The sequence below is a fragment of the Undibacterium sp. Di26W genome (genome assembly GCF_049340265.1).
GTDB lineage: Bacteria > Pseudomonadota > Gammaproteobacteria > Burkholderiales > Burkholderiaceae_D > Undibacterium.
In genome coordinates this window covers 103,458-124,659 of the sequence record NZ_JBMPOR010000023.1, presented here as the reverse complement: position 1 = coordinate 124,659, position 21,202 = coordinate 103,458, and the positions used below count along the sequence as shown (strand labels likewise).

At 52.1% G+C, this 21,202-nt stretch carries 18 protein-coding genes and 1 pseudogene; 11 read left to right on the top strand and 8 right to left on the bottom strand.

What is annotated here, in order from left to right; genetic code table 11:
- Positions 1 to 100 (top strand): annotated as a pseudogene (locus ACO0LM_RS22750) (IS5/IS1182 family transposase); the annotation flags it as partial.
- Between the two features lie 143 nt (positions 101 to 243).
- On the opposite strand, the gene ACO0LM_RS22745 reads toward ACO0LM_RS22750, so the two are convergent.
- Positions 244 to 1,086 (bottom strand): HDOD domain-containing protein, encoded by an 843-nt coding sequence (locus ACO0LM_RS22745; protein ID WP_423040208.1) that lies wholly within the window; start codon positions 1,084 to 1,086, stop codon positions 244 to 246.
- A 323-nt stretch (positions 1,087 to 1,409) separates the two neighbouring features.
- On the opposite strand from ACO0LM_RS22745, the gene ACO0LM_RS22740 reads away from it, so the two are divergent.
- Complete coding sequence (locus ACO0LM_RS22740; RefSeq protein ID WP_423040206.1) at positions 1,410 to 3,593, top strand: TonB-dependent siderophore receptor; 2,184 nt, start codon at positions 1,410 to 1,412, stop codon at positions 3,591 to 3,593.
- A gap of 21 nt (positions 3,594 to 3,614) precedes the next feature.
- A complete protein-coding gene (locus ACO0LM_RS22735; protein WP_423040219.1) occupies positions 3,615 to 4,826 on the top strand; it encodes a PepSY-associated TM helix domain-containing protein in 1,212 nt (403 codons plus the stop codon).
- Between the two features lie 29 nt (positions 4,827 to 4,855).
- Here ACO0LM_RS22735 and ACO0LM_RS22730 read toward each other — a convergent pair whose 3' ends face one another.
- From ACO0LM_RS22730 to zwf, 3 genes are read right to left on the bottom strand one after another with little or no spacing between them, the layout of a single operon-like run.
- Entirely contained in the window at positions 4,856 to 5,752 is an 897-nt protein-coding gene (locus ACO0LM_RS22730) for an SIS domain-containing protein (RefSeq protein WP_422987931.1), read from the bottom strand.
- An 11-nt stretch (positions 5,753 to 5,763) separates the two neighbouring features.
- A complete protein-coding gene (gene pgl / locus ACO0LM_RS22725; RefSeq protein WP_423040204.1) occupies positions 5,764 to 6,444 on the bottom strand; it encodes a 6-phosphogluconolactonase in 681 nt (226 codons plus the stop codon).
- An 8-nt stretch (positions 6,445 to 6,452) separates the two neighbouring features.
- Positions 6,453 to 7,913 carry a glucose-6-phosphate dehydrogenase gene (zwf, locus tag ACO0LM_RS22720; RefSeq protein ID WP_423040202.1) on the bottom strand — a complete coding sequence of 487 codons (1,461 nt, stop codon included), beginning with the start codon at positions 7,911 to 7,913 and terminating at the stop codon, positions 6,453 to 6,455.
- A gap of 302 nt (positions 7,914 to 8,215) precedes the next feature.
- On the opposite strand from zwf, the gene edd reads away from it, so the two are divergent.
- The 4 genes from edd (at position 8,216) to ppc (ending at position 15,664) form a co-directional block, all read left to right on the top strand.
- A complete protein-coding gene (gene edd / locus ACO0LM_RS22715; protein ID WP_423040199.1) occupies positions 8,216 to 10,057 on the top strand; it encodes a phosphogluconate dehydratase in 1,842 nt (613 codons plus the stop codon).
- 43 nt (positions 10,058 to 10,100) lie between these two features.
- A complete protein-coding gene (eda, locus tag ACO0LM_RS22710; protein WP_423040197.1) occupies positions 10,101 to 10,754 on the top strand; it encodes a bifunctional 4-hydroxy-2-oxoglutarate aldolase/2-dehydro-3-deoxy-phosphogluconate aldolase in 654 nt (217 codons plus the stop codon).
- 113 nt (positions 10,755 to 10,867) lie between these two features.
- On the top strand, positions 10,868 to 12,502 hold the full coding sequence (pgi, locus tag ACO0LM_RS22705) for a glucose-6-phosphate isomerase (protein ID WP_423040195.1): 1,635 nt from the start codon (positions 10,868 to 10,870) through the stop codon (positions 12,500 to 12,502).
- Positions 12,503 to 12,877: 375 nt separating this feature from the next.
- The gene (gene ppc / locus ACO0LM_RS22700) at positions 12,878 to 15,664 is read left to right on the top strand and encodes a phosphoenolpyruvate carboxylase (protein ID WP_423040193.1); all 2,787 of its coding nucleotides are present in this window, start codon (positions 12,878 to 12,880) and stop codon (positions 15,662 to 15,664) included.
- Positions 15,665 to 15,752: 88 nt separating this feature from the next.
- Here ppc and ACO0LM_RS22695 read toward each other — a convergent pair whose 3' ends face one another.
- Together ACO0LM_RS22695 and ACO0LM_RS22690 are read right to left on the bottom strand one after the other, a co-directional pair.
- Positions 15,753 to 16,793: an ABC transporter substrate-binding protein gene (locus ACO0LM_RS22695; RefSeq protein WP_423040191.1), complete on the bottom strand. Its 1,041-nt coding sequence runs from the start codon at positions 16,791 to 16,793 to the stop codon at positions 15,753 to 15,755.
- Between the two features lie 304 nt (positions 16,794 to 17,097).
- Positions 17,098 to 18,495: an MFS transporter gene (locus ACO0LM_RS22690; protein WP_423040189.1), complete on the bottom strand. Its 1,398-nt coding sequence runs from the start codon at positions 18,493 to 18,495 to the stop codon at positions 17,098 to 17,100.
- A 240-nt stretch (positions 18,496 to 18,735) separates the two neighbouring features.
- Here ACO0LM_RS22690 and mobB point away from each other — a divergent pair, with 240 nt between their 5' ends.
- The 3 genes from mobB (at position 18,736) to ACO0LM_RS22675 (ending at position 20,168) form a co-directional block, all read left to right on the top strand.
- Entirely contained in the window at positions 18,736 to 19,287 is a 552-nt protein-coding gene (mobB, locus tag ACO0LM_RS22685) for a molybdopterin-guanine dinucleotide biosynthesis protein B (protein ID WP_423040187.1), read from the top strand.
- Between the two features lie 40 nt (positions 19,288 to 19,327).
- Entirely contained in the window at positions 19,328 to 19,528 is a 201-nt protein-coding gene (locus tag ACO0LM_RS22680; protein WP_422987943.1) for a YjfB family protein, read from the top strand.
- Between the two features lie 187 nt (positions 19,529 to 19,715).
- Positions 19,716 to 20,168 carry a hemerythrin domain-containing protein gene (locus tag ACO0LM_RS22675; protein WP_423040185.1) on the top strand — a complete coding sequence of 151 codons (453 nt, stop codon included), beginning with the start codon at positions 19,716 to 19,718 and terminating at the stop codon, positions 20,166 to 20,168.
- On the opposite strand, the gene ACO0LM_RS22670 is transcribed toward ACO0LM_RS22675, so the two are convergent.
- Entirely contained in the window at positions 20,156 to 20,374 is a 219-nt protein-coding gene (locus ACO0LM_RS22670; protein WP_423040183.1) for an RNA-binding S4 domain-containing protein, read from the bottom strand. The genes ACO0LM_RS22675 and ACO0LM_RS22670 overlap by 13 nt on opposite strands.
- Positions 20,375 to 20,447: 73 nt before the next feature.
- On the bottom strand, positions 20,448 to 20,726 hold the full coding sequence (locus ACO0LM_RS22665; protein WP_423040181.1) for a hypothetical protein: 279 nt from the start codon (positions 20,724 to 20,726) through the stop codon (positions 20,448 to 20,450).
- Between the two features lie 217 nt (positions 20,727 to 20,943).
- Here ACO0LM_RS22665 and ACO0LM_RS22660 point away from each other — a divergent pair, with 217 nt between their 5' ends.
- Positions 20,944 to 21,198 (top strand): DUF2282 domain-containing protein, encoded by a 255-nt coding sequence (locus ACO0LM_RS22660; RefSeq protein WP_423040179.1) that lies wholly within the window; start codon positions 20,944 to 20,946, stop codon positions 21,196 to 21,198.
- Positions 21,199 to 21,202: the final 4 nt, after the last annotated feature.

The window sequence follows — 21,202 nt, the reverse complement described above, 5'->3', positions numbered from 1 at the left end:
GAAATGCCATCGCCTTTGGAAAAACTGTGAGCGACAATTGAATACCAGCTTGCAATTCGTCAATTTGGCATTCCTCGCTTTGCTATTGCGGCGGGGGTGATCAAAAAGATCTCGAACAGGTTCTTAGAGACCATTCCGCTTTTTGCGCGGCGTTTTTGTTACCCTTACCCCGCTGACGCTCGCTCGCTACAGATCGTAAACACGTTCTAAGACTTTCTGCCACCAGCTGGTCGTCTGCAGGATTCAGACTTCAACCATGTCCTGCAGTTTTTCAAATTCGGTGGCGGCTTCACTCAAGACTTCATCCAGCAAAGCCTGGTCCAGGCCCAGGCTTTCCCACGATTGCCCGGTAATTTCTGGCGGTGCCAGATCGGGTGTGGTCGTCACTCTTAGTGCATGGGCTATGCCATCTGCCACATGGATGATGGTTGCCAAGAAGCCCAGGCCGGGCTTTTCTGGCTGATGATGGCCAGAAATGGCCTTGATCATCATTTCCGAAAAATTCCACTGTATGGCCAGCGCTTCGCCTATCGCCGCATGGTCGATGTCAATCAAACTCTTTTCAGTTTCATATTGTGTGTCTGGATGTTCCAGTCTATGGGCCAGCACCGCTTCATATGCCTCTGTATATGAGGTCGCAAGTACTAACGCGCCTATGTCGTGCAGGAGACCGGCGGTAAAGGCCACGTCGGTATTGAATTGCAGACGCCGCGCCAGGATTTTGGCGACAATCGCAACCGCATTGGAATGACGCCAGAAATCCTTGTGGCTGAAGCCACGACAATTGTTTTCCGGAAAACAGCCAGACAGCGCTGCTGTCATCACAATCTGCTTTACCGTACTCAGACCCAGCAGAGAAATCGCCTGTTGCACCGTGGTGACCTTGATCATGGTCGAGTAATAGGCTGAATTGGCGTAACGCAGGGTTTTGGCCGTCAGCGCAATATCGAGGCTGACTTTTTGCGCCAATTCATGCATATCCAGTTCATCGTTATCCATGCTGTTCAGCAATTCCATCACAATTGCTGGTAAAGTTGGTAAATCTTTAACGCTGTCGATAATCTGTGCAAGTGAGATGGAGTTCATACGGGGTTTCCTGCAATGCTGATTCCTATAGATTGCCAGAAATTTGGCAATTGGACATGCATTTTTCTTATGGCGCACCAAAATGTTACGCAAGAAGCCACAAAGTTGAGCATTTGAATTGACGGACCGGAAGTTTCGCTTAATTTAGGGTTGATATAAATTTTTCACTGACAAACAGTTTTTATTGCAAATATAAATGATAATGATTTGCATTTAAATATTTGCTTGGGTACAATGTTGGCAATATATATCCCAAACCGAGTCTGATGCCAGACCCGGTTTGGGATGCACCTTTGTACTCAGATTTATTTCAAGGCAATTTCATGATTCATCGCATTTCGCAATCCATTCGTCAGATTCCCCATGTCACTCATGAAAATTCGCCCCGCCTGCGCCCGATGGTGTGGGCCTTGTCGATTGCGTTGATGTCGCCGGCAATGGTTTTTGCGAATGATGCGGTGACAGCAAAAGCTGACAAGGCCGAGCTGCCCGAGGTGGTGGTTAGCGGAACGGCCGCGAATGAGCCCAGTACCGAAAAAACCGGTGCCTATACCACGCGTAAAAGTGGTTCGGCTACCCGCCTCGATATGTCCTTGCGTGAAACGCCGCAATCCGTGTCGGTCGTGACGCGCGCCAAAATGGATGACTTCAAACAAGTCAATGCGAATGATGTGCTGGCCAATACCACCGGTGTGTCGGTGGAAAAAGTGGAAACTGACCGCACTTATTACATGGCGCGTGGTTTTGATATCGTCAATTTCCAGTACGACGGCGTAGGTCTGCCATTCACTAGTGGCAATGTGGCCGGTGATATTGATACGGCGATTTACGACCGGGCGGATATCGTGCGTGGGGCAAATGGCCTGATGTCGTCTACCGGCAATCCGTCGGCGACGGTCAACTTCATCCGCAAGCGTCCTGTGTACCAATTCCAGGCATCGACCGGGCTGACACTGGGTTCATGGAATACCCGCAGGCTGGATGCAGATGTGTCCGCTACCCTGAATGCGGCAGGTACGATTGCGGGCCGCATCGTCGTCGCCAAACAGGTAGGTGATTCGTATCTGGGCCGTTACTCACCTGAAAAAACAGTGGTATATGGTGTGATCGAAGCCAATCTGGGTGATGCCACGCTGCTGACCCTTGGGCATTCGCATCAAAAGAGTGATGGCAAGGGTGGTATGTGGGGTGCCTTGCCGCTGTATTACACCGATGGCAGCCCGACCAATTACAGGACCTCGACCAGCACTGCGGCAGACTGGTCACGCTGGCTCACGCAGGATGATCGCAGCTTTGTCGAACTCAGCCACCAACTGAACAATGACTGGCAAATCAAGACTACCCTGAGCCATAACCGGTCAACGGCAGATTCCAAACTGTTTTATGTTTACGGTACGCCTGATCGCAAGACCGGCCTGGGCTTGTACAGCTATCCTTCTCTGTATAACGATGTCAATACCCAAACCCTGTTTGACCTGTCTGCTACCGGCAAATTCACGCTGGCAGGACGTCAGCATGACCTTGCTTTTGGTGTCAACTGGTCGAAGTCAAAAATGGATGATATCTCCCATTATGGTGTAGGCATAGGCACGGCCTTGCCGGATATCAGCAACTGGACAGGCAATTATCCGCAACCCGCATTTAATGCCTACACCGATGGCAGCGCCTATGAAGACAAGCGCACGACGGTATTTATTGCATCCCGTTTTAACCTGGCAGATCAATTCAAACTGATCGCGGGCGCCAATCACACCAAGGCGGAAAGCACCGGCTATGCCTATGGTGTCAGTAGTCAAAAGAATGCCAGCAAGACCACGCCGTATCTGGGCCTGGTCTATGACCTGACATCTTATGCTTCTGTGTACGCCAGCCATACTGAAATATTCAATCCACAAAGTGAGGTGGATGTCAGTGGTAAAACCCTGGATCCGGTTAAAGGCAAGGGCGATGAACTGGGTATTAAAGTTGAACTGTTTGAGCGCAAGCTCAACCTGTCTGCAGCCGTTTTCAAGATACAGCAAAACAATGCAGCAGAGCAGGCTGGTTATATCGGTACCAAGACCTATTACAAAGGTATCGATGCGCAATCACAAGGCTTTGAACTGGATGCCAGCGGTGAATTGGCAAAAGGCTGGAACCTCAGTGCAGGCTATACCCAGTTAAGCCTGAAGGGCAGCGATGACAAAGATGTGAAAACCTATGTGCCCAGAAAACTGTTCCGCCTGTCGATTACCTATCAACTGCCTTTCATGCCACAGGCAAAAGTCGGCGGCAGTCTGAACTGGCAGGGTGATACTTTCCGTGACGAAGGTTCAGGCATCATCATTCGCCAAGACAGTTATGCAACGATGAATTTGATGGCACGTTATGACGTGAATCAGAATTTCAGCATAACGGCTAACCTGAACAATGTCAGTAATGAAAAATACCTGACCAGCCTGTACTGGAGCCAGAGTTATTATGCCGCGCCAAGAAATGGCAGCGTCACGATCAACTGGAAATATTGATAGGCCGGATACGTGATGTTGATGCGCCCTGTCTTTGTTCTGCTGCACCGCTGGTTTGGATTGGCGGTGGCGGTTTTTCTGTTCATTTCCGGCCTGACCGGCGCTTTTATCTCCTGGGATCATGAGCTGGATGCCTTGCTGAATCCGCAGTTGTTCCATGCTCGCAGCACGATACAGGCAGGCAATGAACGTACTTTGTCAGGACCGGAGCTTGCCAACAAGATAGAGGCAAGTGATGCCAGAATACAGGTGACCTATGTATTGAATGAGGCGGAACCCGGCCACACCATACAGATGTCGGTGGAGGGAAAGATCAATCCTTCCACGGGCAAGCCATATGTTCTGGGCTTTAACCAGATCGCGGTTGATCCCGTGACCGGCGACGTGCAGGGCAAGCGGCAATGGGGCGAAATATCCCTCAGTCGCGAAAACCTCTTGCCCTTTTTGTACAAGCTGCATTACACCATGCATATTCCCGATGTATCGGGCGTGGAACTGGGTATCTGGTTCATGGGCATCATTGGCCTGGTGTGGGTGCTGGATTGTTTTATTGCGTTGTGGATTTCTTTCCCTAACTGGCGTAGCTGGCGCAAGTCGTTTGCGTTTCGTTGGGGGCAGGGCGGGCATAAGCTGAATTTTGACCTGCATCGTTCTGGCGGCGTATGGCTGTGGTTATTCATGCTGTTGCTGGCGATGACATCGGTATCGATGAACCTGAATACGCAGGTAGTGCGCCCTGTGGTTTCATTCTTTTCACCTTTAAGCGCCGACGTATTTGCCAGCCGTGTACCGCAGGCACCGGATCAGCCGGTCATACCGCGCATCAGCCGTGAACATGTCATCACTCTGGCAAAACAGGAAGCACAACAGCGAGGCTGGACTTTGCCGGCAGGCGGCATCTTCTATTCACCTGCTTTCGGCGTATATGGCGTGGGATTTTTTGAGGCCGGTAATGATCATGGCGATGTCGGCCTGGGTAATGCCTGGCTGTATTTTGACGGCAGGGATGGTCGTGCCCTGGGTGGCAAGATTCCCGGTACCGGCAGTGCCGGGGATATTTTCCTGCAGGCGCAGTTCCCGCTGCATTCCGGACGTATCCTGGGTTTGACGGGACGTATACTGATCTCGTTGCTGGGCCTGGTAGTGGCCATGTTGAGCATCACCGGCCTGATCATCTGGATCAGGAAACGACGGGCCAGGGCTATCACTAAAGTCCTAGCAAGGCCAGGCTGATCCGGTTATTGCTTACGATTTACCCGACCTCAGCTTATTTTGGGCACCAGGCGTTTTTCACTGATGCTGGCCTTGGCTCTTTCCAGCATGTCAATCGCAGCCGGACCACGCAGCAGGGTGACAGCGACTGCCAGCGCATCGATATACGTCAGATGGGCCAGACGTGAAGTCATGGGGGTATAGATATCAGGATCTTCTTCCACGTCCACACCGATGTGCACGTCAGCCAATTCGGCCAGCGGGCCGCCACTGGCACACAATACCAGTATCTTGGCACCAGCTTCCTTGGCCAGTTGCACGCTGTCGATCAGGTCGCGGGTGCGGCCTGTGCGTGAAAAGGCGACGACAACACAATCGCTATTGAGCAGGGTAGCAGACTGCGCCTGCAAGTGGGCATCGCAAAATACCGTCGTCGGTATGCCAAAGCGGAAAAATTTCAACTGCGCATCAATCGCCAGCGCACCTGAATAACCCAGGCCATAGCATTCTATGCGACGGGCGCGCGCCAGCAGGCTGACTGCGGCTTCAAAGGTGGCGGTATTGGCATTATTGCGGGCTTCCATCAGGGCGGCGATGGTGCGGTCAAATACCTTGGGCAAGACATCACGTACATGATCGGCCTGGTTGACATCCAGATGCAGGTAAGGGATGCCGGTTGCCAGGCTTTTGGCAAATGCCAGCTTGAAGGTCTTGAAACCATCAAAGCCCAGGCTCTGGGCAAAGCGGGCGACTGTGGGTTCACTGACATCGCAGGCCTGTGCCAATACACGTATCGACATTTCCAGCGCATCATGCGGCTTTTGCAGCAGGAACTCTGCCACCTGGCGCTCAGCACGGCTCAGGGCTGTGCTGGCAGTGCGTATGCGTGCCAGCAAGCCTTTTTCAGGCGGGCTGTTGGGTTTGTTGTCAGAAAACGGGTTTGCCATAGATGTATTGTTTACGGACACCAGAAAACATCTATGGTACAGCCTGCTTCGCGCAATAAGGACGCAACCGGCAGATTATTTTCTATCGCCTGATCCAGTACCTGACGTTTTTCAGCGCCAGTAATCACCAGCCAGATGCGTTTGGTGTTCAGCAGGCGCGGCAAGGACAGCGACATTCGGCTTTGCCGGGTCTGCGGATGCACGGCTGCCAGGCAGGCCAGGTCATCATGCTGGGTAGGTGCGCCGGGAAACAGCGAAGCGATATGCCCATCCGCACCCATGCCCAGCAAGACAGCGCTGAAAGCCTGGGGCAATTGTTCATTCAGCCTGGCATGGATGGCTTCGGCGGCGACTTCTGGTGTATTCGCTGCATTTTTCAGCGACACCAGTTGCCAGCGTTTGTCTGTGGCAGACGCTGACAGGCAGCGACGGAACAGGCCTTCATTGCTTTGCTTGTCCTGATCTGGCACCCAGCGTTCATCGGTGGCGACCAGTTTGATGGGTTGGTGCTGATCCACATCGGCCAGCAACTGATCCAGCCGCTGATAGACCGGAGCGGGTGTAGAACCGCCAGCCAGCGCAAAGCTGGCGCTGCTGCCAGTGGGCGTTGTCTGTATCACGTCCAGCCATTGCTGGCTGAGGGCTTCGCTCAGGGCGGCGAAATTTTCGAAGGTATGGTATTTCATCGTCATTTTATCGCTTAACTTTCCACGAATTCTTCGCCCCAGGCAGCGCCGTGCTGGGCCAGCAGATAACTGGCAGCAGAAGGCCCCCAGCTACCGGCGATGTAAGACTTCAAGCCTTCGCTATCGTTTTTCCAGGCGCTCATGATCGGGTCTATCCAAGCCCAGGCAGCGCTCAGTTCATCATCACGTACGAACAGGGTCAGGTCACCATGCATGGCGTCCAGCAACAGGCGCTCATACGATTCCACGCGGCGTGAATTCGATACTTCGGCAAAGTCCAGATTCAGGGCCACGTCCGACAGGCGTATGCCTTCGCCTGGCTCTTTGGCCTTCATGTACAGTTGTACGCTTTCTTCCGGCTGCAGCGAAATCACCAGGCGGTTCGAACGCAAAGGCCCTTGTGACTTGCCAAAAATGGAGTAAGGAATCGGTTTGAAATTAATCGTGATTTCAGCACTGCGACTGGCCATGCGTTTGCCGGTACGCAGGTAAAAGGGCACGCCAGCCCAGCGCCAGTTGTCTATCTCGGCGCGTATGGCGACAAAGGTTTCTGTGCGCGATGCTGGCGGTACGCCTGGTTCATTCTGGTAAGCGATGACAGGTTTGCCATCGACCGCACCGGCACGGTACTGGCCGCGCACGGTTTTCTTGCTGGCTTCATCTGGCGTGAACTTGTGCAGGGCGCGCAAGACTTTTACTTTTTCATCACGGATGGCATCCGGGTTGGCATTCACTGGTGGTTCCATGGCGACGATGGACACCAGTTGCAGCAAATGGTTTTGTACCATGTCGCGCAGGGCACCAGTATGGTCATAGAAATCGCCACGTGATTCCACGCCCACCTGTTCAGAGATGGAAATTTGTACATCCTGTATCCACTTGCGGTTCCACAATGGTTCAAGGAAGGAATTGGCAAAACGCAGTGCCAGCAGATTTTGCACCATCTCTTTACCCAGATAATGGTCGATACGGTAAATCTGGTTTTCGTTCAGGTAGCTGCGCAGGGACTGGTTAATTTCTTTGGCTGACTGGGCATCACGACCCAGCGGTTTTTCGACTACCACGCGGGCATTGCCTTCAACCAGGCCATGCTTGGATAATTGTTCAACCACGGGAATAAAAATATCCGGACCAGTCGCCAGGTAGAACAGAGTAGCGTTTTCAGTGCTGGTATGCAGGTTGCCTTTCAATGCCGCAAAATCATCCGGGATGCGGGCATCGATTTTTGAATAATGGGTGGTCGCCAGAAAGGCGGCGCGTTTTTCTTCCGTCGCACCGTCAACATTGGCGGCATACGATTCTATGGCGGCAGCGACACGCACACGGAATTCTTCATCCGACAATTTTTCACGGGCAGCACCAATGAACTTGAAGTTCTGGTCCAGCCTGCCATTCACAAATGCGCTATACAAAGCAGGGATGATCTTGCGCTTGGCAAGATCGCCAGTGCCGCCGAATAAGACAAATGTGGTCATGCTGACTCCGTGTTGTGTCGGTTGGTATGTTGGGTGTAATACAGACGTGTCGCTGTGTGTTGCGATATATGTACTACATTGGTACTACATTGATGATAGTGGCTTATCCTGATTATGCCAGAAAATATTCAGAAATGTAGTTTCATTACGGTAAATTTGATGTTTTTGCCAAAAAAAACAGCTAATTAATGAAATACTGAAAGTTTGTTACAAAAAATCAGGATTTATGCTATCTTTATTGGTATTGCATCAGTATTGCCAAAGCTTTCTTATTTTCGCCCTTTTGGGCCTCAGGTGTTTATATGACGACATCCCCATCCACTAGCTTGCACCCAGTTATCGACAAGGTCACACAGCGCATTACCGAGCGCAGCAAAACCTTGCGCAGTGCTTATCTTTCCCAATTGGAACATATGCGTGGTCGCGGCCCGCGTCGTGCCAGCCTGTCTTGTGCCAATCAGGCGCACGCCAATGCGGCCATGGATAGTGGCACCAAGATCTGGCTCAACCAGGCACAAAAACCGAATATCGGCATCGTCACTGCCTATAATGACATGTTGTCGGCGCATCAGCCGTATGAAAACTATCCGGCACAGATACGCCACACAGCCCTGCGCTTTGGCGGTACTGCCCAGGTGGCAGGCGCAGTACCTGCAATGTGCGATGGTGTGACGCAAGGTCGCCCTGGTATGGAGTTGTCTTTGTTTTCGCGTGACGTGATCGCCCAGGCGACTGCGGTGGCTTTGTCGCATGATGCGTTTGACGCGACCCTGTGCCTGGGTATTTGCGACAAGATCGTGCCTGGCCTGCTGATCGGTGCCTTGGCCTTTGGTCATCTGCCAACCATTTTTATACCGGCAGGCCCGATGGGTTCTGGCTTGTCGAATAAAGAAAAAGCGGCTGTGCGTGAACGCTATGCGCAAGGCAAGGCCACCAAGGAAGAATTGCTGGCTGCAGAAAGCGCGGCGTATCACAGTGCCGGTACCTGTACTTTCTATGGCACGGCCAACAGCAACCAGATGTTGCTGGAAGCCATGGGCCTGCATTTGCCCGGTGCGGCCTTCATACATCCGTCTGACCCTTTGCGTAGTGTCCTGACCGATGCCGCGGTGGAGCGTGTCCTGCAGTTGACAGAACAAAGCGGCAACTACAAGCCTATCGGTCAACTGGTCAATGAAAAAACCATCGTCAATGCCGTTATCGCCCTGCTGGCAACCGGTGGTTCCACCAATCACACTATCCACTGGATTGCAGTTGCCCGCGCTGCCGGCATCATCATCGACTGGCAGGATTTTGATGAACTGTCATCGGTCATCCCCTTGCTGACGCGTGTTTATCCTAATGGTACTGCCGATGTAAATGCCTTTGAAGATGCCGGTGGCCCGGTCTTTGTGATCCGTGAACTCTTGTCCGCCGGTCTCATGCATGCGGATGTCATGACCGTGTTTGGTAGTGACGGTTTGAACTCACACACCAGTCGCCCGGTATTGACCGACGAAGGCAAGGTCAGATGGGAAGCCTTACCGGCAGAGTCGACTGATACCACGGTGGTGCGTAATGTGACTGATCCATTTGCACCTACCGGTGGCCTGCGTTTATTGCATGGCAATCTGGGGCGAGCCATCGTCAAGGCCTCTGCTGTGCCTGAAGATGCGTGGATCATCAAGGCACCAGCCAAGGTGTTTGAATCGCAGGATGCTTTGGTCAAGGCGTACAAAGCGGGCGAGCTGAATATGGATTTTGTTGCGGTGGTGATCTTCCAGGGGCCGCAGGCGAATGGCATGCCTGAGCTACATCAGTTCACCCCTGTGCTGGGCAGCCTGATGTCGGCTGGCTACAAGGTGGCACTGGTGACGGATGGCCGCATGTCCGGTGCATCCGGCAAAGTGCCGGCGGCATTGCATGTCAGTCCTGAAGTGGCGCAAGGTGGCCCGCTGGGCAAAGTACGTGACGGTGATCTGGTGGAGTTGAATGTGCATACCGGCGAATTGCGTGCCTTGGTGGATGCCGATGTCTGGGCCCAGCGCGCCGCACGTGAACTCAGCAAGGAACCGACCTTTGGTTATGGCCGTGACCTGTTCGCCGCGCAACGCCGTGTCGTGACTGCGCCAGAACATGGTGCATCCACACTGTTCATTGACTAATGCCGGAAACTTAGATAACTATTTCTGAAAGCGAAACAACATCATGAGCCTCAATATCAGCATGAGCAAGCGCAATATCATCGCCCAGCTCGAACAAATCCGCGTGCTGCCTATACTGGTCACCGATGATGTGGATCAGGCGATACGCTGTGTCACAACCCTGGCAGAAAATGGCTTGCCAGCGGTGGAAATCACCCTGCGCACACCAAATGCCATGACGGTATTGCGTGAAGTCGTCAAGGCTTGCCCGACAGTGACTGTGGGTGCCGGCACGATACTGACGCAGGTGCAACTGGACGCGGTCAAGGCGGCAGGCGCTGCCTTTGGTATCAGCCCTGGTATCACGCCGGTATTGGCCAAGGCTGCGGCTGATTCCGGCTTGCCGTATTTTCCGGGCGTCGGCGGTGCCAGTGATTTGATGCTGGCGCTGGAACATGGCTTTAATGTTGTCAAACTCTTTCCTTCGGACATCGTAGGCAGCACCAAGATGGCCAAGGCTTTGGGCGGCCCTTTCCCTGATGTGAAGTTTTGCCTGACAGGTGGCGTGACCGTGGAAGCGACGCCGACCTTGTTGCAGCAATCAAATATCTTGTGCGTAGGCGGATCATGGATGTGTCCGGCTTCACTGATCAATGCCGGTGACTGGGCCGCCATAGGTGTGCTGGCAGCAGCGGCAGCCGCAGCTGGCAAGAAGTAAATATTGTCAAGAATGCGGGCTAGGGTTAGCGCTGCATTTGTACTGTTTGATATGTTTTAGCAGATATGTTTTAGCAGTTTTTGTAAATCACTTTTCGCAAATTAAGCAAGATCATGGCTACTTCCGTTTCCCGTACCCCGCTCTGGTGTTTGTTGCAGCAACGTGCCACCAATATGCCCAGTCTGAAAGAATTGTTTCGTGCTGATCCGCAGCGTTTTACGCATTTTTCTGCGTCCGCCTGCGGCATCATGCTCGACTATTCCAAGCAACGCATAGACACGACTGCCAAACTGAATTTGCTGGCATTGGCCAGGCAGCAGGATGTGGAGTCGAGGCGGGATGCCATGTTGCGTGGTGAAGCAATCAACCAGACGGAAAATCGCGCTGTTCTGCATACGGTCTTGCGCCTGCCCAAAGGAGAAGCTTTTGATTTAAACGGCGACAATATTGCGGCGGATGTGCATCTGGTGCTGGCGCAGATGCGCAGCTTCAGTGATGCGGTAAGGGAAGGGCGCTGGTTGGGCTACACCGGCAAAGCCATACGTACCATCGTCAATATCGGTATCGGCGGGTCCGACCTGGGGCCGCAGATGGCCTGTATTGCGTTGGCACCCTGGTCACAAAAAAACCTGTCACTGCATTTTGTTTCTAACGTTGATGGCCGCCACGTGGCGGATGCGCTGGCGAATGCAGACCCGGAAACGACCTTGTTTGTGGTGGCATCAAAAACCTTTGCCACCATGGAGACATTGACCAATGCCCGCACGGCGCGCGAATGGATGTTGTCGCACGGTTGCCCGCTTGATCAGATACGCCAGCATTTCGTGGCACTCAGCACCAACGTCAAGGCCGCAGCGGATTTTGGTATTGCCCCTGAAAATGTGTTCCCGTTCTGGAACTGGGCTGGCGGCCGTTATTCGATGTGGAGTGCGATTGGTCTGTCGATTGCGCTCTACGTGGGCGCAGATCGTTTTGAAGAAATGCTGGCCGGTGCGCATGAAATGGATTTGCATTTCGCCCAGGCACCGCTGGAACAGAATCTGCCAGTGTTGATGGCCTTGATAGGTGTATGGAATATCAATTTCCTCGGCCTGCAAGCCTTGTCGATTGCGCCTTACCATCAACGTATGACACGTCTGCCAGCTTACTTGCAACAGCTGGAAATGGAAAGCAATGGCAAGTCAGTCACGCGTGAAGGTCAACGGGTTGATTACACCACGTCACCCATCCTGTTTGGTGAAGCCGGCACCAATGGCCAGCATGCTTACTTCCAGTTACTGCATCAGGGGGCAACCATCATCCCTACCGACTTTATCGTGGTGGCAGATGATGATGCCGGTTTGCCCGGCCACAACCAGGCGCTGCTGGCGAATTGCTTTGCCCAATCCAAGGCCATGGCCTGGGGCAAGAGCATGGAAGAAGTGCGCGCAGAACTGGGAGACTTGCCAGAAAAAGTATTGGCCCCCCGCGTGTTTGAAGGCAATCGCCCAACCTCTACCGTCTTGCTGGATTCTTTGACACCACGGTCTTTGGGTGCATTGATTGCCTTGTATGAACACAAGGTGTTTGTGCAATCCGTGATCTGGGATATCAATGCCTTCGATCAATGGGGAGTGGAACTGGGCAAGTCCCTGGCACAGCAATTGATCAGCCTTGATCCAGGCGCAGTCAAGGAAGATTACGATAGCTCAACCAAGGGTTTATTGCAGGCAGTGGGTCGCAGCCATAAGCTGAAGAAGGCTGCTTAGAACCTGTTTGCGATCTTACTGCGCGAGCGTGATCGGGGCTCATGCGCTGCTCAAAATGCTCATGTACTTAGAGTACATTCCGCTTTTTGCGCTGCTCTTCACCCCGCTGACGCTCGCTCGCTACAGATCGCAAACAGGTTCTTAGGGCAATATGTCCTTCGTGCTGGTCTGCACACAGGCATTTGTTGTAAGCAAGCCTCAGCTAGTTTGATATATCAAGTGTCAGATTATGGCGTGTGCTTGTCGTCCTGGCAGATGTTCACTCTGTAGCGCTGCGTGCTGAAGTTGCAAAACTATTGCCAGATATATGGTCTCAGTCAAGAGCACAAGAATTTTCATCATTCCGATTTTATCCTTACCGTAGAATTTGTCAGCATGAACGCCCACCTACATCCACAATTAAAAATGAACGATATCAGCGACGACAAAGACCAGAGCCTGCGGGAAGACATACGCAGGCTGGGGCGTATCTTAGGCGATACGGTAAGAAACCAGCATGGCGATGAAGTGTTCGACCTGATCGAACAGGTGCGCCAGAATTCCATACGCTTCCGCCGTGATGCTGATGAAGCCGCACGTGCCGAACTGGAAACCACACTGGATACGCTGACCAACGACCAGACCACACAAGTCATACGCGCTTTCAGTTATTTTTCACATCTGGTCAACCTGGCAGAAGACCAGCATCACATACGCCGTACCCGTGCCCACCTGATTGCGGGTTCCGCGCCGCGCCAGGGCAGTCTGGCGCACACGATAGAAGCGCTGTACAACACCGGCCACAGCAGCCAGCAATTGCTGGATTTTTTCCAGACAGCACAAGTGTTCCCGGTATTGACTGCCCATCCTACTGAGGTGCAGCGCAAGAGTATCTTGAATTGTCAGATGGTGATTACGCGTTTGCTGGATGAGCGCGACCGCATGCAATTGACGCCGGAAGAATCTGCCGCCAATGAAGAGGCAATTGGACGTGCCGTATTGACGCTGTGGCAGACACGCATGCTGCGCACTTCCAAACTGTCGGTGCTGGACGAGGTGGAAAATGGTCTGAGTTTTTATGACTACACCTTCCTGCGTGAGTTGCCGCACCTGTATGCCGGTCTGGAAGATTTATTGGCCAGCAAGGATGCCACGTTCGCGCAACATGAATTGCCCAGCTTCATGAAAATGGGTAGCTGGATAGGTGGCGACCGCGATGGCAATCCTTTCGTGACTGCCACTGTGCTGGAAAAAACCCTGGCCATGCAGGCGGCCCGCGCTTTCAAATTTTATCTGGAAGAATTGCATACCCTGGGCTCGCAATTGTCGATGGCCAATCTGCTGGTCAAGGTGTCGGATGATTTGCTGGCGCTGGCAGAACGTTCACCCGATCATTCACCGCATCGTGCGGATGAACCCTATCGCCTGGCAATCAGTGGCGTCTATGCACGTCTGGCAGCCACGTACAAGCAATTGCTTGATCTTGAACCGGTGATTCATCCCAGCGGCCTTGCCGAGCCCTATGCAACTGCGGAAGAACTGGTGGCTGATCTGGATATTGTCCATTATTCCTTGCATGCGAATGGTTCTGCAGCGATCACGCGTGGCCGTTTGCGCCACTTGCGCCGTGCAGTCAAAGTCTTTGGCTTTTACCTGGCCCCCTTGGATTTGCGTCAAAATTCAGATGTACATGAACGTGTGGTCGCCGAGCTATTGCAGGCGGCCAATCCTGAATTGAAATACCTGGATTTGAATGAAGACCAGCGCATCGAGGTCTTGATCAAGGAAATCAGTTCGGCCCGCCCACTGGCGTCACCTTACCTGACGTATTCTGAAGAAACCCAGTCTGAACTGGCGATTTACCGTGCCGCCTGTACGGCACAACAACGCTATGGCAAAGGTGCGGTACCGAATTGCATCATCTCCAAAACCGATGGCGTGTCTGACATGCTGGAACTGGCCTTGCTGCTGAAAGAGTCAGGCTTGCTGCATCCGGCTGAAGGGCGTGTTGATGTCAACATCATCCCGCTGTTTGAAACCATTGGTGATCTGCAAAATAGTGCCCCCGTCATGGACAGGTTGTTTGGCATACCGGCCTATGCGCGTTTGCTGACCAGTCGCCATAATGCGCAGGAAGTGATGCTCGGTTATTCGGACAGTAACAAGGATGGCGGCTTTTTGACTTCGGGCTGGGAATTGTATAAGGCTGAACTGGATCTGGTGGAAGTATTCGCCAAACATCAGGTGCGTCTGCGCCTGTTCCATGGGCGCGGCGGTTCGGTTGGCCGCGGTGGTGGCCCCAGTTACCAGGCTATCCTGGCGCAGCCTGCCGGTGCCGTGCAGGGGCAAATCCGTCTGACCGAGCAGGGTGAGGTAATCACGGCCAAATATGGCAATCCCGAAGTCGGTCGCCGCAATCTTGAAGTACTGGCTGCGGCCACCATGGAAGCCAGTTTGCTGGCATATACCGAAACGGCACCCAAGCCTGAATTTTTGTCGGCCATGGAAGAATTGTCTGACCATGCCTTCAAGGCTTACCGTAATCTGGTGTATGAAACCGAAGGCTTTGAACAGTATTTCTGGGAATCGACCGTGATTTCCGAGATCGCCGGTCTGAACATCGGTAGCCGACCTGCATCACGTAAAAAATCGACAGCGATAGAAGACTTGCGTGCCATACCCTGGGTATTCAGCTGGTCACAATGCCGTTTGATGTTGCCGGGCTGGTTTGGTTTTGGCAGCGCTGTACAAAGCTATCTGACAGCGCACCCGGATACCGGCATGCAAACCTTGCAGGCCATGTTCAAGGAATGGTCGTTCTTCACGACGGTGTTGTCGAATATGGAAATGGTACTGGCCAAGAGCGATATCGGCATTGCCAGCCGTTATGCACAATTGGTGAAAGATGAATCTTTGCGTAACCGCATCTTCCCGCGCATACAGGCCGAACATGAAGCGACGATCGCGATATTGAAGGCTATCTCCGGTCAGGACGAATTGCTGGCAGCCAATCCATTGCTGGCACGTTCGATACGTAACCGCTTCCCTTACCTGTCACCCTTGAACCATGTGCAGGTGGAATTGCTGGAGCGTTATCGCAACGGAGATGAAGACGAGCGCGTGCGCCGCGGCATACATTTGTCCATCAACGGTATTGCTGCCGGCTTGCGCAATAGCGGTTAGCCTTAGCTTTCCTGAACATGAAAAAACCTCATTTGCAATTGTAAGTGAGGTTTTTTCTTTTGACTGTTCCAGCAACAATCAGAACTAATCAGAACAACAAGCCGCCACCTTTACGGAACAGCGCCATGTCTACAAAACTGGACATGCGATGAGTGCCATCGGATGGCATGACAGTAATGCCGCCCAGATCAATGATGCTCTTTTGTGCGGCCAGTGACTGCACGGCATCGCGTCCTGGTTTGGCCATTTGTATACCCTTGACCAGCGTCTTGGCGACCATGAAGCCTTCAAAAGTCAGTGACGACAAATCTTCATCCCTGAATTTTTTCATCATATTGCTATGGTCCATCTGTATGGGCGATTTCTTGCTCAGGGGATTGGGCACGACCTGGGAAAATACTGTCCACTCCAGCGCGGTAGGTCCGGCTACTTCTGCCAGACGATCCAGATTGATCAGGGACATGCCGGCGACAAAAGTACGTGGTGCATACTTCCTGAATTCTTTCAGGAAAATCCCGGTACCCAGCGTGTCGGAAATGGCAATCACAATGCCCGGGTTGGTTTTGGCCAGCACTGCGGATTCTCTGGCCATATCTGCTGCCGGGCCGCTGATGTGGACGACGCCACTCATCAACATATTGCGTTTGCGCAGTTCGGCAACCACGTATTGGTACATGTCCTGATTCAGCGCAGAATCCTGCACCGCGATGCCTACACTTTTAATACCTAATTTATCGAAATAGGAAAATATGTATTGCATCTCTTGTTCAGGGCTAGGACGCCAGAACAGGACGCGGGAATTGTAATTTTTTACCGAAGCTACCAGCGGCGCAAACAGGGTTTGCCCACTTTGTGCAAATTTTGGTGCAGCCAGTACGGCATCAGTGACTGCCGCGCCTATGCCGCCCAGCAGGTATTCGGCCTTGTCTTTTTCTATCAGCTCAGTCACTGCCTGGGCCGATTGTGCCGGCAGACCCTGATCATCACGCACCAGATATTTGATGCGACGTCCACCTACTCCGCCTGCAACATTGATACTGTCAAAATAAGTCGTGATACCGGCGACATAGTCGCGACCTATACTGCCATTTGGCCCTGATAAGTCGATGGCCTGGCCGATAATGATCACATTGCCCTGAGCCTGGGCTGGCGTGCTAAAAATGCCCGAAAATAAGCAAACGCAAATGATGCATTGCCTGAGGAAAGAAATCATCCTGAATAACCTGTTGTTGATTGCAATGCAACAATTCTGTCATGAGAATGTTACGCCGCAATGACGATGCATCATTTGGTTATATTTAAAGGTGATTTGGTTATGATTTTTTTCCCTGATCCAGAAAAGGCAAGCTTAGCGCGTGGCTGGTTTGGTGGGATAAACCTGGATGGACCGGGAAACAGCATCTGGCTGAATCCCGGCGTGCAAACAAGTCTTGCTAATTCAACGGCGGGACAGGATTCTGGTTTGCAGCAGTGTCAAATGTGACACGCTTGATCTCGCCAACGATGACCAGGTAGCAAAATATAGCGACCGCCGCATTGGCTGCCACAAACACCAGTGCGCCCGCGAATGAGCCTGTGGCCTGAAGAATGTATCCAATCACGATCGGTGTAGTAATACCTGCGACATTACCAAAGGTATTGAACAAGGCGCCACTCAAACCGCCAGCTTCTTTGGGTGAGGTATCTGATACGACAGCCCAGCCAAGCGCGCCTATCCCTTTGCCAAAAAATGCCAGTGACATGATAGCGATCACCAGTTCATCGGTGGTAATGAAATTGCACAGCATCATGCTCGTGGACAACAGCAAGCCTGCGACGATAGGGGTTTTTCTTGATATGGAGAGCGACACACCGGATTTGATCATGCGGTCAGAAATGAAGCCACCCAACATTCCGCCAGCGAAACCGGCAATTGCCGGTATGGCGGCAACGAAGCCCGCTTTGAGGATGGTCATGTGTCTTTCCTTGACGAGGTAGACCGGGAACCAGGTCAAAAAGAAATAGGTCAGGGTATTGATGCAGTATTGACCAATGTACACACCTAACAGCATGCGGTTTGACAGCAATTGTTTGATGATGGAAAACGTATCGATGCGGTTTGCTTGTGGCGACTGGTGAACAGTCTCAAGATCCACCAGGGCACCACCAGCTTTGATGAAGTCCAGTTCTTCAGTGCTGATGCGGGGGTGATTTTTGGGATCATAAATGGTGAACAGCCAAATGAACGCCATCACGATGCCTAATACACCCATGACATAGAACACGCTTTGCCAACCCCAGTTATGCACCACCCATCCCATGAAGGGGGCAAAAATCACAGTGGCAAAGTACTGTGCCGAATTGAAAATTGCTGCCGCCAACCCACGTTCACTGACTGGAAACCAGGCCGAAGTGATACGGCTGTTACCAGGAAAAGAGGGTGCTTCAGCCGCCCCGACCAGTAAGCGTAGAGCAAACAGTAAGGTGATTGCCGCCGCCCCGGAAAGGAAGCCAACGGTTCCCATCATGAGCGTAAAAAACGACCAAAGAAAGATACTGAAAAAGTAAGTTATTTTTGAACCAAAGCGGTCAAGTAGCCAACCGCCGGGTATTTGCGCCAGGACATAAGACCAGGCAAATGCAGAGAAGATATACCCCATCTCTACCGATGACAGACCCAGGGTCTTGCTTAATTCCGGGCCGGCAATGGAAATAGAGGCCCGGTCAGCATAATTAATCGTGGTGACTACGAACAAGATCAGCAAAATACTCCAACGCACACGTGTGGAGCTGCCGGTATTGTTGTTGCCTGATGGTGAGTTCGGTGAGGATGGTGACTTCAATGCAGTCATACGGTTTCCAGTTGCAAAAAATTTATGGCTTGGCATGTACTTGGTGTCGCAAGCCATGCCGGAGCCGAGATACAAAATTGGAAAACTATACATTGTTATATGATGTCGGACAACATTGTTTTTTGATATGGATCTAAGTTTGAAAATTGTCTTTGTTCTTGGTAAAGCAGAATTTTGCTAAGCTGTCGGTTACAAGAGCGTGTTTGAACGCTTTTATGAACTTAATGGAGTGCTGTTTATATGCAGGGACAACTACTTGGTGTCATAGGCTGGTCGGGCAGTGGTAAAACCAGCCTGCTGGAATACCTGGTAAAGGAATTGGCAGCGTCTGGCAAACAGATCAACATCGTCAAGCACAGTCATCACGACATCATCATTGAACCACCCCAGAAAGACAGTGCAAGGCTGCGTTTGGCGGGTGCCGCCGAGGTATTGCTGGCGTCACCCTACCGCTATGTCATCACACGTGAGTTGCGTGAAGAAGCCGAGCCACCACTCAGCGACTTGCTGTTGCGCATGTCGCCAGCCGATCTGACGCTGGTGGAAGGGTATAAGTGGGAAGCCATCCCCAAGCTGGAAGTGCATCGCCCCGCACTTGGCAAGCCGGCCATTTATCCGCACGACGTCTATATTTTGGCGGTGGCGTCCGATATACCCGCGCCGGCCAATCTGCGGGCAGGGCTGGCATGGCTGGATTTGAATCAGTCACAGCAGGTGCTGGACTGGCTGCTTGCTGCGATGCAGAACAACTTGTTGAAAAAAAGCGCAAACAAGCCTAAAGAATTACCTTAAAGCTGCCGTTACTATCGGTAGACAGATAAGGAGAATTGTCATGGATGTGACTGGAATAGCCAATGTGGCAACAACGCTGGCAGATGTGGGTACCAGCCAGGCGGTGAGTATTGCTGTATTAAAAAAAGCAAATGACATTGCTGCCGAAAGTGCAACTGCACTGATCGAAGCAGTACCCGACAATAAATCTGTTGCCAACTTGCCGCCCAATCTGGGTCGCAATATCAACACGACGGCATGAAGCTGATGTAGTCAGGGTGGTATTGGCTGCATTAATTTGTATTCATTGCGGGATGTGTTTGAATCAAGAGGCGCGCCATCGGCGCGCTTTGTTTTTGGTGGATATTTGTTGGATGAGCTGATAGGGCGCAAGCAAGCTTGGCGCTGATCAGCGATAATCTGGGCCAGCATCGATTTCAGGAAAAAGCATGGAGCAAAATTCTTGGGGCTGGTCCGACCGCCTCAGCCTCAGTTATGAACCTATGGACGAGACACACAAAGAATTCGTGGAATTGTGTGCTGCCCTGTCTGAAGATAATCCGGATACCTTCCTGAACCGGCTGGATGCCCTGATCGCGCATTCCATCGACCATTTCGAGCAGGAAAACCGCTGGATGGAAGAAACGGCCTTTCCGCCTGTCGGCTGCCACAGGCAAGAGCATGAGGCCGTGCTGGAAGTCATGCAGGAAGTCAGGCGCCGTGTCGCCTTGGGTGAAACAGACCTGGCGGCCCGCCTGGCAGAAGAGTTGCCACTATGGTTTGAGCATCATGTCGATACCATGGACAATATGCTGGCGCGCTTTATGGCCGCAGGGCAGGCCACGCAGTTACCCGACCAGACGCACCAAACGGACGACCAGGGACAGGCTCAACCTGCCTGAACCCGGATTTCAATATCGCCAAGGCTGACCAATTGACCCGCACGGATCTTGGCAGTCTTGCGCAGTTCTTGCTGGCCATCGACGCTGACATCACCGCTGGCGACGATGATCTTGCCGGCACCGCCGCTTTCGCACAGCCCGACCAGTTTCAGCAACTGGTTCAACTCTACGTATTCGCCTTCCAGGCTAAAACTCAGTTTTTGCATAACAACTCCTACGAATGGTAGAACTCATCCTTATTGATGAAATGAGTTCTAGTAAAAAGGGGCGCAGCTTACACTATTTCTGCGGGCGCGTTATGGCTCGTTGGGCTTTATCTAACCAGATACGCAGTTGCGCCGTCAGGTCAGCCTGACTAAAAGAACAGCTTTCTTCGGTGAACAGGCTGCTGGCTTCCATCCTGCCCAGCAAATTTTCCATCACTTCGGCAAATTGGGCCGGCAAGCTTGTCAGCAAATCTGTTTGCGCACGCCATAGCTGACAAAATTGGCGGATATTGATGCGTTCTTCTGACAAATCCGTGATGCTGGTGCCCAATTGCTGGATGATGTTAAGCATGAAAAAAGTTTTTCTTGAAAAAAAGTAATAAGATAGTACGATATTCTGACTATAGCTTGAATCCAAACAAACCAGTTCAACGTATATTGTGATGCAGGTCCGGTTTTATGAAAATTTTTTCAAAGTTTTTGTAAGTTTGCCGTTTCTGTATCGACTTACAGGCTGTAGTTCTTAATTTTTCCCGCTGTGGGACGTTTTACTTTTTCAGGAGAAGACAATGAATAACAAGGCAATGGTTGCAGTAGCACTGGCTGGTTTGCTTGGCACAAGCGTAGCAATGGCTGCAGAGCCAGTAAAAACAGAAAAATGCTTTGGTATTGCAAAAGCAGGTCAGAATGACTGCGCGACCAAATCCGGCAGTCACTCTTGCGCTGGTCAGGGTAAAAAAGACAATGATCCAGCAGAATGGAAAAAAGTACCAGCGGGTACCTGCGAAAAAATGGGCGGCAAACTGGATGCGCCTAAATCCTGATTAC

Excerpts from the sequence above, each read along its gene's own strand:
- mobB (WP_423040187.1), top strand. The coding sequence starts at position 18,736 with ATGCAGGGACAACTACTTGGTGTCATAGGCTGGTCGGGCAGTGGTAAA.
- ppc (WP_423040193.1), top strand. The coding sequence starts at position 12,878 with ATGAACGCCCACCTACATCCACAATTAAAAATGAACGATATCAGCGAC.
- edd (WP_423040199.1), top strand. The coding sequence starts at position 8,216 with ATGACGACATCCCCATCCACTAGCTTGCACCCAGTTATCGACAAGGTC.
- zwf (WP_423040202.1), bottom strand. The coding sequence starts at position 7,913 with ATGACCACATTTGTCTTATTCGGCGGCACTGGCGATCTTGCCAAGCGC.
- ACO0LM_RS22745 (WP_423040208.1), bottom strand. The coding sequence starts at position 1,086 with ATGAACTCCATCTCACTTGCACAGATTATCGACAGCGTTAAAGATTTA.
- ACO0LM_RS22660 (WP_423040179.1), top strand. The coding sequence starts at position 20,944 with ATGAATAACAAGGCAATGGTTGCAGTAGCACTGGCTGGTTTGCTTGGC.
- ACO0LM_RS22665 (WP_423040181.1), bottom strand. The coding sequence starts at position 20,726 with ATGCTTAACATCATCCAGCAATTGGGCACCAGCATCACGGATTTGTCA.
- pgi (WP_423040195.1), top strand. The coding sequence starts at position 10,868 with ATGGCTACTTCCGTTTCCCGTACCCCGCTCTGGTGTTTGTTGCAGCAA.
- ACO0LM_RS22690 (WP_423040189.1), bottom strand. The coding sequence starts at position 18,495 with ATGACTGCATTGAAGTCACCATCCTCACCGAACTCACCATCAGGCAAC.
- pgl (WP_423040204.1), bottom strand. The coding sequence starts at position 6,444 with ATGACGATGAAATACCATACCTTCGAAAATTTCGCCGCCCTGAGCGAA.
- eda (WP_423040197.1), top strand. The coding sequence starts at position 10,101 with ATGAGCCTCAATATCAGCATGAGCAAGCGCAATATCATCGCCCAGCTC.
- ACO0LM_RS22740 (WP_423040206.1), top strand. The coding sequence starts at position 1,410 with ATGATTCATCGCATTTCGCAATCCATTCGTCAGATTCCCCATGTCACT.
- ACO0LM_RS22730 (WP_422987931.1), bottom strand. The coding sequence starts at position 5,752 with ATGGCAAACCCGTTTTCTGACAACAAACCCAACAGCCCGCCTGAAAAA.
- ACO0LM_RS22735 (WP_423040219.1), top strand. The coding sequence starts at position 3,615 with ATGCGCCCTGTCTTTGTTCTGCTGCACCGCTGGTTTGGATTGGCGGTG.
- ACO0LM_RS22675 (WP_423040185.1), top strand. The coding sequence starts at position 19,716 with ATGGAGCAAAATTCTTGGGGCTGGTCCGACCGCCTCAGCCTCAGTTAT.
- ACO0LM_RS22680 (WP_422987943.1), top strand. The coding sequence starts at position 19,328 with ATGGATGTGACTGGAATAGCCAATGTGGCAACAACGCTGGCAGATGTG.
- ACO0LM_RS22670 (WP_423040183.1), bottom strand. The coding sequence starts at position 20,374 with ATGCAAAAACTGAGTTTTAGCCTGGAAGGCGAATACGTAGAGTTGAAC.